Here is a 10158-nt window from a genome sequence, read left to right on the forward strand (position 1 = left end):
TTCGTTTTAAATACCGTACCAGTAATTCCTACAATATCACCAAGGTCTGCCGTATTGAATAATTCATACGCCTCTTCACCGATTGCATCCTTACGAACATAGATTTGAACTTGTCCAGCTAAGTCCTGTAAGTGAGCAAATCCCGCTTTCCCTTTTCCACGCTTGGTCATAATACGACCTGCAATAGTAACCGTACTATCTTTCTCTTCTAACTCTTCTTTTGAGAATTCTTCAAATTGCTTTTTAATATCCGTTGAACTATGTGTACGATCAAAACGTTTACCGAATGGATCCAGACCTTTTTCACGGATTGCTTCCATTTTGTCACGTCTCACTCGAAGCTGATCATTAATTTCTTCATGACTCATATGTTTCACTCCTATTCTATCTGCTTTACTAGAACACTACGATTATATACCATACTATTTTACACAATATCTAGATTTGTAACACCCCTAAAGTGTTAGTTATTTTAGATTAGTGTTAGAGATAGAATCACCTCATAGTATGAAGTCATCTAAAAAAGGCCGACCCAATAGGATGACATTGTCACATATTGGTTCTAGCCTTTTATTAGAAATCACCTTCAAATCAAAATCATCCTGCGTTCACTTGGCTTTCTTTCGTAAAGCTTATTGGGTATTCTCTTGTTTAGAGACTTTTCATTTTGAGATACGAACCCTTTATCGCTTATCATCTCAACACAAACCATTCCTGCTCCAAATTCTTACTGAAAGGCCAAGTTACATACACTTGCCATCGGAGCAAGAACAACCTGATTATCCATTTAGATATTCCCTATTTGAAGCAAGACTTCTACCTACTGCCTAATATGTTTACTAACTATATGTCATTGACGATTATTCACTTCTGTCTATTTCATCCTGAGGCATTAGATCGTTGAGTGAGATATTTAATACTTCCGCAACCTTAACTAGAAATTCTTCTTTCGGGATACGGCTTCCTCTTTCCACTTCACCAAGCACTGAGACCGATATGCCTAAATCCTTAGCCAATCCTTCTTGAGTAAAGCCCTTTAGCTTTCTGAATGCACGAATGCGTCTTCCCCATTTATCTGTTTCCATAACCGAACTCCTTCTTTATCAGGTATTTCGTCCAGAAATTCAACGAACGGGGTGCTAAGAATTGGATGCTCAACGTATGGAGCAATCTCAATAAGCGGAATGAGTACAAATGCTCTCTCTTGCATCCTTGGATGAGGAATAAGAAGATTCTCTGCTTCAATATTTTCGTGATTATAGAGTAAAATGTCAAGGTCAATTATTCTCGGACCCCATTTGAACTCCCTTTCTCTTCCAAGGTCAATTTCCACCTGTAAGCATTGCTGCAACAGCTTTTCTGGACGTAAATTAGTACGAACTTCGATCACCATATTCAAAAACTTACCTTGTTCTGTATACCCTACCGGATCCGTTTCATAAATCGAGGATTGCTTTGTTACTTCTATTTTACCATGACTTCTTAGGATGTTTATGGCTTTTTCTAAATAACCCTCGCGTTTTCCAATGTTTGATCCAAGAGAAATATATGCAATATGATTCATCCTATCGACTCCTATTAATCTCTACCGCTACCGATTGGTAATGACCAGGGATAGGCGGATCTGGCTTGATTAGTGTGATTTTACAGCTTTCTACAATTTTAAATGTGGCCAAGATGTTTGATGATATTTTTTCAGCGACAGCTTCCACCAACTTCATCGTTTCACCTTCTACTACGGACTTGGTGATTGAATAAATCTCTGCATAGTTCACGGAATCTTCCAGTTCATCGCTTTGTCCCGACTTCCTTAAATCTAAGTGCAACTCTACACTAACTCGAAAACGTTGACCAAGCTTGTTTTCTTCCTTAAAAACACCGTGATATCCGTAAAACTCCATCTCGTTTAATAGAATTTTATCCATCTATATTCCCCTTTCCCATTAGGGCATCCATCATTTTAGTCATCCGGGCTATTTCCTTTACGTCATGAACCCGCACAATTTGGCAACCTTTTTGTACTCCATAACAAACGGTGGCTCCAGTACCTTCTAGTCGCTCCTCTACCGGAAGGTCTAACACATGACCTATTAGTGATTTTCTAGACGTTCCTAAAAGAACAGGATACCCCAGGGAAACGAGCACATCCAACTGTCTCATCATTTCTAAGTTTAATTCTAACGTTTTAGCGAAACCAATTCCAGGATCCAGGATGATTTGTTCGTCCTTTACTCCTGCCTGCTTTACTAGGTGAATACTTTCTTGCACATCTTGAATGGCATCACGAATGAACTGATCATATTGTTGATTATTCCGATTATGCATAAGGATAATTGGAGCACCTGTTTCAGCCGCTACTTTCGCCATTTCAGGGTCTTTTTTTGCTCCCCATACGTCATTGATTATACTTGCTCCTGCTTCGATAGCTTTTTTAGCTGTTTCAGCCTTATACGTGTCAATTGAAATCGGAACGTTCACTTCTCTTGATAACGCCTCGATCATAGGGACAACCCTTTGGATTTCCTCCTCGACAGATACTGGACGATGACCTGGTCTGGTCGACTCTCCTCCAATATCGATAATGTCTGCGCCTTCTCTTACCATTTCTTTCGCACGCTCTACCCCTTGATCTATTGCGTTATAAGAGCCCCCGTCTGAAAAGGAATCTGGAGTGACATTCAGAATACCCATAATTAGCGTCTTTGAATTGTAGTCCAATTCATATCCACCACACTTGATTACGTTATTCATAAAGATTCCCCCTCATTTAATTCTTCTATTGAAAGTAAGTGCGTTACATATTTTTTGTATTGATGGTGGAACATCCCCACGTATTTTCCCTTTTGACCAGGAAAATAAAGCGATTCAACTTTTGATACGGGCATGATTTCTTGAACAGAGTTTGTAAAGAAAATTTCATCAGCTTCCAGTACTTTCTCTTTCTCAAACAAACCTACATGGACAGGTATCTTTAGATTTTGGGCTAAAGCCAAAACAAATTGACGGGTGATTCCGTTTAATAATCCTGTTTCAACAGATGGTGTATATAATTCTCTATTTTTCACCCAAAAGATATTCGAGGTAATTCCTTCACAAATGTAATCTTCTTTTGAAAGAAAAATGCCTTCCAGATCATGAGATGGCCCTAACTCCCTTTTTGCTGCTATATTGTTAAGGTAATGATGGGACTTTAACCTCTCTGTCGTTTCAGGAGTATTTCTTCTTAATTGAAGAAATACTCCTTCTTTTTCCCGCAAAGGAACCAATGGCGGTAATTCCTTTTGAAATATAATCATCGTCTCATTCTTATAAGGAGTCGTTCGTAAACCAATCTCTTCGGGACCTGCAGAAACGTTCAACCGACAATAAGCATCTTGAAGCTGGTTCTTTTCTAAAAGAGAATTAAGAATTTCTCTTATCTTCTGTTCATGTATTGTCTCTTCAATATTTAATTCTTTCAGTCCTCGTTTAAGTCTAGCTAAATGATTCGTTAATAAAAAGGGATGACCACTATAGGTTCGAAACGTCTCGAATACACCTAAGCCATATAAGTATCCATGATCAAAAGGTGAGATAGCGGCTTCTGACTCGTGAACAATTTCTCCATTAACATATAGATACATTTATCCGACCAACTCTACTTTTTTATAAGAGGTTAAGAAGTTAAGAAGCAGCCGCTTCCCTTGCTCAGTCATGATGGATTCAGGGTGAAACTGCACACCCTCAATAGGAAGTTCCTTGTGACGAATAGCCATAATTTCTCCCTCTGCTGTTTCTGCTGAAATGTCAAAGCAGTCAGGTAAAGTTTCTCGTTTAACAATAAGAGAGTGATATCTTGTAGCTTTAAAATGTTGAGGCATCCCTTCGAAAATGGTTTTCTCATCATGTAGCATATCAGAAGTCTTGCCATGCATTAATCGCTCTGCACGAACTACATCTCCTCCAAATACCTGGGCGATGGACTGGTGCCCTAAGCACACGCCAAAAATGGGGATCTTCCCAGCAAATGTTTGGATAGCCTTTAGACTAATGCCCGCTTCATTCGGACTACAAGGTCCAGGGGAAATCATTAAATAATCAGGGGATAGTGCTTCAATTTCATCAATGGAAATTTCGTCATTCCGTCTAACTACTAACTCTTCTCCCAGCTCCCCTAAAAATTGAACCAAATTAAATGTGAACGAATCATAATTATCAATCATAAGAATCATAATGTTTCCCCCTTCCCTTCTGCTAGAGCTTTGGCAACCCAAAGGGCTTTCGCTTTTTTTAACGACTCTTTGTACTCATGTTTAGGCTTAGAATCAATAACAACCCCGGCACCTGCTTGGATATAAGCTTCTCTTTCCTTTACCAACATCGTTCTAATAACGATATTTAATTCCATGTCACCGTTTACCCCAATCCACCCGATTGAGCCAGTATAAATTCCTCTTCTAACAGGTTCTAACTCTTCAATAATTTCCATGGTCCTTATCTTCGGAGCACCGGTAATCGTACCACCTGGAAAGACAGATCGTATAAGGTCAGCTCCTGTTTTCGTTTCATCTAGTGTTCCTCTTACATTTGAAACGATGTGCATGACATGAGAGTATTTTTCGATCACCATAAATTCGTTCACTTCAACTGATCCATATCGACAAACTCGTCCGAGGTCATTACGTTCCAGATCCACAAGCATTACATGCTCTGCTCTTTCCTTTTCATTATCAATGAGCTCACGAGCTAAGCTTTCATCTTCAGCGGGAGTCTTTCCTCGGGACCGTGTGCCGGCGATAGGTCTGGTGCTCACTTCCGTTCCTTGTTTTTTTACTAGCAATTCAGGTGAACCTGAAACAATTTGAAATTCTGGTGTTTCTATATAACTCATATAAGGAGAGGGATTTAACTCTCGTAACGTTTTATAAACTGCAAAGGGTTCCGTCTTCAATTCTTGAGATTGCCTTACTGAAAGGTTCACTTGAAAAACGTCCCCTTGGGAAATATACTGCTGTATTCGATGGACCGCTTGAGCGAATTGTTCTTCATTCATGGAAACCCTGACATTAGAAGTGACTTCAGCTTTATTTTCAGCGGGTATGAGAGAACTGCTTTTTGTTGATGTTTCCTTCCACAAATCAGTCCATTCTTCTAACCTATTTTCAGCAAGTGCTTTGTCTTTATTTGAAAGGAGCATTGTCCATAACACTTCTTCCTGATGATCAAAGACAACCCACTCCTCTAAATAAAAGAAATACAGCTCTGGTATCTCAAGGTCGTCTTTACTGATTTCCGGCAGCTTCTCGATACGACGTGCATAGTCATAGCTAAGGAAACCAATTACCCCTCCCTGGAAATCAGGAAGATTCTCTTGTCTTTTCGTTTGTAAAGGCTTCATCCAATTCTCAAGCTCTATGAGTGGATCCCCCTTCATAATCTTGACTCCAGAAGAATCCTGTATTTTTAACCCTTCTGAAACACTTTGTAGTATGACTTTAGGCTGAAGTCCAGCAACGCTATATCGTCCACCTCGTCCACTTTCAAGCAAAATATGATGAGATTGATGTTGACTCAGTCGTTCGTACGCTGTAAAAAATTGTTCTTTCGTTGAATGGATTTCATGAAAATATAGGTGCTGCACGTTCACTTCACACTCCTACTAGTAATCTTCTTTCATGATACATGAACTTGCACAAGGTTTCATCGTAAAAAATTTGAAAATACAAGAAGACGGTGTAAGAAAGTGACCCCCTAAAACAAAAAAGACTCTTTTCGTAAACTTTGTTACTCTTATCCGCTCCAGGTTCTCGCTTTCCGAGGGGCGTGAGTTCAACCTCCACGGGCTTTACCCTGCTGGGTCTCAATGTCTAGCTCCGGAGCTTAGGGCCTTGAGGTCATAAGTCAATTCTGCCAAAAGGTAAAAAACGCCTTATGCTTGTCGCCCCTGAACAAAGTCCTTCCGCTTATTGTACTTTCCTGCTATTCCTGCAGGAGTCGAGCACCTTCCGCTCCAATCAACTTTCTAAGCATGAATTTCTTAATAAAGACTATATAAATACCATACAAGTATAGAAAACAGCATTCCCCAAAGTGTCTAGTGGTCGATCTTTGCTTTTCTTTCGATTGTTTTTCTCTCTATCTAGCACAAACTGATTGACAGAGCTATTAATAGACTCATGTTATAGAACAAAATCCTTTGCGAAAAGAGCAACAAAAAAGCCGGATTTTGAAGTCATTTCTCTTCAAAATCCGGCTTTTTCTCTTTACTCTTCGTCAAATTGATAAAGGGGTGTACTTAAGTAACGTTCACCGTTACTTGGGATAATCGCTAACACTTTTTTTCCTTTACCAAGTTTTTTGGCGACATCAATCGCAGCGTAAATGGCTGCACCTGAGGAAATTCCTCCTAAAATGCCTTCTTCCTTCGCTGCTCTTCTCGCATAGTCGAATGCTGCCTCTTTGTCCACCTTGATAATGTCATCATATATAGAGGTATCCAGAATATCCGGAATAAATCCAGCTCCAATTCCCTGGATTTTATGAGGACCAGGCTTTCCACCTGATAAGACAGGTGAATCTGAGGGCTCAACCGCATATAGCTTAATCGATGGATAGTGTTGTTTCAACACTTCTCCCGCACCGGTAATCGTTCCCCCTGTGCCGATACCGGCTATAAATGCATCAAGGTCTGATCCCATTTGCTCTACAATTTCCTTGCCCGTCGTTTCTCTATGAACTTTAGGATTTGCTTCATTTTTAAACTGTTGGGGCATAAAGTACCCTTTTTCATTTGCTAGTTCTTCTGCTTTCCGAATAGCACCACCCATTCCCTCAGCTCCTGGAGTTAACACCAGTTCTGCACCATAGGCTCTCAACAAGTTTCGTCGTTCCGTACTCATCGTATCCGGCATAACCAATAACGCGCGATAGCCTTTTGCAGCTGCTACCATAGCTAAGCCTATTCCTGTGTTTCCGCTTGTAGGTTCAACAATGGTATCACCAGGCTTTATCGTCCCTTTAGTTTCTGCACTTTCAATCATAGCTAACGCAATACGATCTTTTACGCTGCTACCAGGATTCATATATTCTAATTTCAAATAAACTTCTGCACAATTTTCATCTACTAACCGATTTAGTTTTACTATCGGAGTCTGTCCTATTAACTCTGAAATTGAATTGGCAACTCTGACCATTCACACATCACTCCTAATTCCAAGTAATTTTGTTGGTTTTAATAAAATGTAACAATTTTCAATTAATTTGTCAAACGAAATACCTAGATGACCACTCTCTTGCAGCAGAAAACCACTCAACTAAATGTATGCATGCCTTAGCTTCACTATGTTTAAGATGAAATATACAAAACGGACAGGAAGTTCAAAAAAGACTGACCCTTAAAGTCAGTCTCTTTCTTACTGTTTGCTTTCATAAAACCAATCAACCTTAACCTCATCCCAAAATACTTCAGGATGCATAGGAGTTTCGATTTGTTCCAAGGCTAATTGACGACGTATTTGCTGTTTCACATCTTTGAAACTGTAATGCCTTTCTTTCATGAAATCTTCTACATAAAATATCACATATTCAGAATCCATTTGAACAGGTTGACTCCATTCCCCTTTTGATAAAGACTCCAGCTCCGTTACTGCTTCAGATGAGAGTAATTCTCCTTCTACTGGAATAAAGCCAATTTCTCCACCGAGATGAGCCGATTGTTCATCTATGGAACGTTCCATAGCAAGGGCTTCAAAATTGGAACCGTCTTCAAGCTCTGTTATCACCTGGTTGGCATCGGATTGGTTCGCTACTTTGATTTGTTTTAGTTTAAACATTTTAGGAAAAGTGTACAAATGTTCATTCTGCTCATAAAAGGTCTTCATTTCTTTTTCTGATACTTGTACATCTTTTGTAAGAAGTTCTTCTAGTAGCAAGTCAGATTTAATTTGAGCTTTAAGGGATTCTTCATCCTCAATATATTCTTCGTCATAAGCATTATATACAGACTGTATAAAGGCAAATTCCTGCTCAATCTCTTTATCTGAAATGGATACGTCATATTTTTTTGCTACTTTCCCTATAACTTCTTGGTTTATTAATGTTCTTAGTTCTTGCTCCCCGTACTTTTGCTCCAATGAATATAGCCAATCCTCTCGTGTGAGGGTATCTCCATCAATAGTGGCAACCACTTCGGAACCTGCCTTTGTTTCTGCTGATTTCGAATGGTTATCCTCTTTTACCCAAAGAATGAGAGTCAGTATATTCGTAACAAGGAGTACGCAGATGATTAAAATGAAAGGTTTGGTTTTCATTTCCGATTTCTCCCCAGAAGAGTTTACTGTTTCGTATCTTTTTTAATTTCTTCTAATTCTTCTTTCGTAAAGACATAGGTTTCGTTACAGAAATGACATTTCGCTTCTGCCATTTCGTCTTCATCGATCATTTCTTGTATCTCTTGTTCACCTAAGCTCACAATTGCGTTCGTAAAGCGTTCCTTTGAACAGTGACACTTAAATGAAACCGGAAGACTTTCTAAAATCTTAATTTCTTTCGTTCCAAGTACTTCTTCTAGAATTTCTTCTGGAGTAAGTCCTTTTTCAATTAATTTCGAGATTGGAGGAATGGCTGATAACCTTTCCTCTATTTTTGTGATGGTTTCATCAGAAGTTCCCGGCATTAGCTGAAGAATAAACCCACCTGACGCTAAGATAGAGTTATCTGGATTTACCAAAACCCCGACCCCTACTGAAGAAGGGACCTGTTCAGATGTCACAAAGTAGTATGTGAAGTCTTCCCCTAATTCACCTGAAACAATAGGAATTTGACCTGTAAAATGATCTCTCATTCCAATATCCTTAACCACAGATAATGTTCCTGATGTTCCAACTGCTTGACGAACATCGAGTTTACCGTGTTCATTTAAGTCAAAGTGAACATGTGGATTTGAGACATAACCCCTTACTTCCCCTTTCGCATTGCTATCTACTAGAATAGCACCGATAGGACCTCCACCTTCAACTTTAATCGTTAATTTATTTTCACCTTTTAGCATTGCTCCCATCATGACCCCGGCACTAATCGTACGACCTAACGCGGCTGATGCTGTTGGCCATGTATCATGTCTCTTTTGCGCTTCTCCAACTGTTTCAGTACTTCTAACAGCATAGGCACGAACTTGCCCATCATAGGCTAACGCTTTTACTAAATAGTCGCTCATGTTTTGAAAGCTCCTTTCACTCAGTTCATATTTCGTTTGTAGATTAATTTCAATCCTTTTAACGTTAAAAATGGGTCTACCACGTCGATTGCTTTTGATTCCTTCGAAATAAGCGTGGCCAATCCACCTGTAGCAATAACAGTTGGTTCCTTCTTACTTTGTGCTTTCATTCTTTGAACGATACCTTCTACTTGTCCCACATACCCATAAAGAATTCCTGCTTGCATCGCTGCAACAGTATTTTTCCCGATGATATTATCTGGACGGGCTATTTCAATTCGAGGAAGCTTTGCCGCTTTTGAATACAACGCTTCTGTTGATATTCCTATTCCCGGGGCTATAGCTCCACCCATGTATTGTCTATCTTCATTTATATAGCAATAAGTAGTCGCAGTTCCAAAGTCCACAATAATCAATGGACCTCCGTATTCATGGATGCCAGCAACAGCATTCACAATTCGGTCAGCTCCCACTTCTCTTGGGTTTTCATATTTAATGTTTAGTCCGGTTTTAATACCAGGCCCGACAACAAGAGGAGTGATATTAAAATACTTTTCACACATGCGTTCCAAACTAAACATAATTGGAGGAACAACTGAGGATATAATAATACCATCAATTTCATCGAAAGTTAGTTCTACATGCTTAAACAAATTTTTTACAAACATGCCAAACTCATCTTCCGTCTTATGTCGATTCGTTTCAGCTCTCCAATGATATTTTAATTGGTCATTTTCATATACACCAAATACGATATTCGTATTCCCAACATCCATTACAAAAATCATTATTCTCACCTACTAAGCCAATTGTTTTCACACTGCCAACATCATACCACAATTTTTTTATTATAGGTACGGTTTGAACTGGACTGTATATCTTTAAATAGGGCTGTATTCGTAAAGAGTGTTGATATTTTAGAAAAGAAGGCAGTAGTTAATTTCCGCTTCAGGATGCTCGCTTTC

12 protein-coding genes and 1 pseudogene (1 of these 13 running past the window's edge) are annotated in these 10158 nt (G+C 39.2%); all 13 read right to left on the bottom strand.

The window, feature by feature from the left end; genetic code table 11:
- Positions 1-377, bottom strand: the beginning of a protein-coding gene (gene lysS, locus IQI_RS05790) for a lysine--tRNA ligase (RefSeq protein ID WP_197489712.1). Its footprint begins 1120 nt before the window's first position; the window shows 377 of its 1497 coding nt (coding positions 1-377); the start codon lies at positions 375-377; its stop codon lies off the left edge, out of view.
- Positions 378-649: 272 nt separating this feature from the next.
- Positions 650-787, bottom strand: a pseudogene (locus tag IQI_RS21015) (tRNA dihydrouridine synthase DusB); the annotation flags it as partial.
- 73 nt (positions 788-860) lie between these two features.
- A complete protein-coding gene (locus IQI_RS05795; protein WP_064091709.1) occupies positions 861-1085 on the bottom strand; it encodes a helix-turn-helix domain-containing protein in 225 nt (74 codons plus the stop codon).
- Positions 1037-1564 (bottom strand): 2-amino-4-hydroxy-6-hydroxymethyldihydropteridine diphosphokinase, encoded by a 528-nt coding sequence (folK, locus tag IQI_RS05800; protein WP_064091710.1) that lies wholly within the window; start codon positions 1562-1564, stop codon positions 1037-1039. The genes IQI_RS05795 and folK overlap by 49 nt, the downstream gene beginning before the upstream one ends.
- Before the next feature lies 1 nt (position 1565).
- Positions 1566-1925 (bottom strand): dihydroneopterin aldolase, encoded by a 360-nt coding sequence (gene folB / locus IQI_RS05805; RefSeq protein ID WP_064091711.1) that lies wholly within the window; start codon positions 1923-1925, stop codon positions 1566-1568.
- Positions 1918-2751, bottom strand: coding sequence for a dihydropteroate synthase (folP, locus tag IQI_RS05810; RefSeq protein ID WP_064091712.1), 834 nt, complete (start codon positions 2749-2751; stop codon positions 1918-1920). Before folP ends, folB begins: the two co-directional genes overlap by 8 nt.
- Complete coding sequence (pabC, locus tag IQI_RS05815; protein WP_064091713.1) at positions 2748-3623, bottom strand: aminodeoxychorismate lyase; 876 nt, start codon at positions 3621-3623, stop codon at positions 2748-2750. Before pabC ends, folP begins: the two co-directional genes overlap by 4 nt.
- The gene (gene pabA / locus IQI_RS05820) at positions 3624-4211 is read right to left on the bottom strand and encodes an aminodeoxychorismate/anthranilate synthase component II (RefSeq protein ID WP_064091714.1); all 588 of its coding nucleotides are present in this window, start codon (positions 4209-4211) and stop codon (positions 3624-3626) included.
- Positions 4208-5626: an aminodeoxychorismate synthase, component I gene (pabB, locus tag IQI_RS05825; RefSeq protein ID WP_156509848.1), complete on the bottom strand. Its 1419-nt coding sequence runs from the start codon at positions 5624-5626 to the stop codon at positions 4208-4210. Before pabB ends, pabA begins: the two co-directional genes overlap by 4 nt.
- 616 nt (positions 5627-6242) lie before the next feature.
- A complete protein-coding gene (gene cysK / locus IQI_RS05830; RefSeq protein WP_064091715.1) occupies positions 6243-7172 on the bottom strand; it encodes a cysteine synthase A in 930 nt (309 codons plus the stop codon).
- 219 nt (positions 7173-7391) lie between these two features.
- On the bottom strand, positions 7392-8288 hold the full coding sequence (locus tag IQI_RS05835; protein ID WP_064091716.1) for a peptidyl-prolyl cis-trans isomerase: 897 nt from the start codon (positions 8286-8288) through the stop codon (positions 7392-7394).
- A 23-nt stretch (positions 8289-8311) separates the two neighbouring features.
- Positions 8312-9193 (bottom strand): Hsp33 family molecular chaperone HslO, encoded by an 882-nt coding sequence (hslO, locus tag IQI_RS05840; protein WP_064091717.1) that lies wholly within the window; start codon positions 9191-9193, stop codon positions 8312-8314.
- A 20-nt stretch (positions 9194-9213) separates the two neighbouring features.
- Entirely contained in the window at positions 9214-9981 is a 768-nt protein-coding gene (locus IQI_RS05845) for a type III pantothenate kinase (protein WP_197489688.1), read from the bottom strand.
- Positions 9982-10158 lie beyond the last annotated feature (177 nt).

It is taken from the genome of Rossellomorea aquimaris TF-12, from assembly GCF_001648555.1.
In the GTDB taxonomy this organism is placed as follows: Bacteria; Bacillota; Bacilli; order Bacillales; family Bacillaceae_B; genus Rossellomorea; species Rossellomorea aquimaris.

Excerpts from the sequence above, each read along its gene's own strand:
- IQI_RS05795 (WP_064091709.1), bottom strand. The coding sequence starts at position 1,085 with ATGGAAACAGATAAATGGGGAAGACGCATTCGTGCATTCAGAAAGCTA.
- folK (WP_064091710.1), bottom strand. The coding sequence starts at position 1,564 with ATGAATCATATTGCATATATTTCTCTTGGATCAAACATTGGAAAACGC.
- folB (WP_064091711.1), bottom strand. The coding sequence starts at position 1,925 with ATGGATAAAATTCTATTAAACGAGATGGAGTTTTACGGATATCACGGT.
- folP (WP_064091712.1), bottom strand. The coding sequence starts at position 2,751 with ATGAATAACGTAATCAAGTGTGGTGGATATGAATTGGACTACAATTCA.
- pabC (WP_064091713.1), bottom strand. The coding sequence starts at position 3,623 with ATGTATCTATATGTTAATGGAGAAATTGTTCACGAGTCAGAAGCCGCT.
- pabA (WP_064091714.1), bottom strand. The coding sequence starts at position 4,211 with ATGATTCTTATGATTGATAATTATGATTCGTTCACATTTAATTTGGTT.
- cysK (WP_064091715.1), bottom strand. The coding sequence starts at position 7,172 with ATGGTCAGAGTTGCCAATTCAATTTCAGAGTTAATAGGACAGACTCCG.
- IQI_RS05835 (WP_064091716.1), bottom strand. The coding sequence starts at position 8,288 with ATGAAAACCAAACCTTTCATTTTAATCATCTGCGTACTCCTTGTTACG.
- hslO (WP_064091717.1), bottom strand. The coding sequence starts at position 9,193 with ATGAGCGACTATTTAGTAAAAGCGTTAGCCTATGATGGGCAAGTTCGT.
- IQI_RS05845 (WP_197489688.1), bottom strand. The coding sequence starts at position 9,981 with ATGATTTTTGTAATGGATGTTGGGAATACGAATATCGTATTTGGTGTA.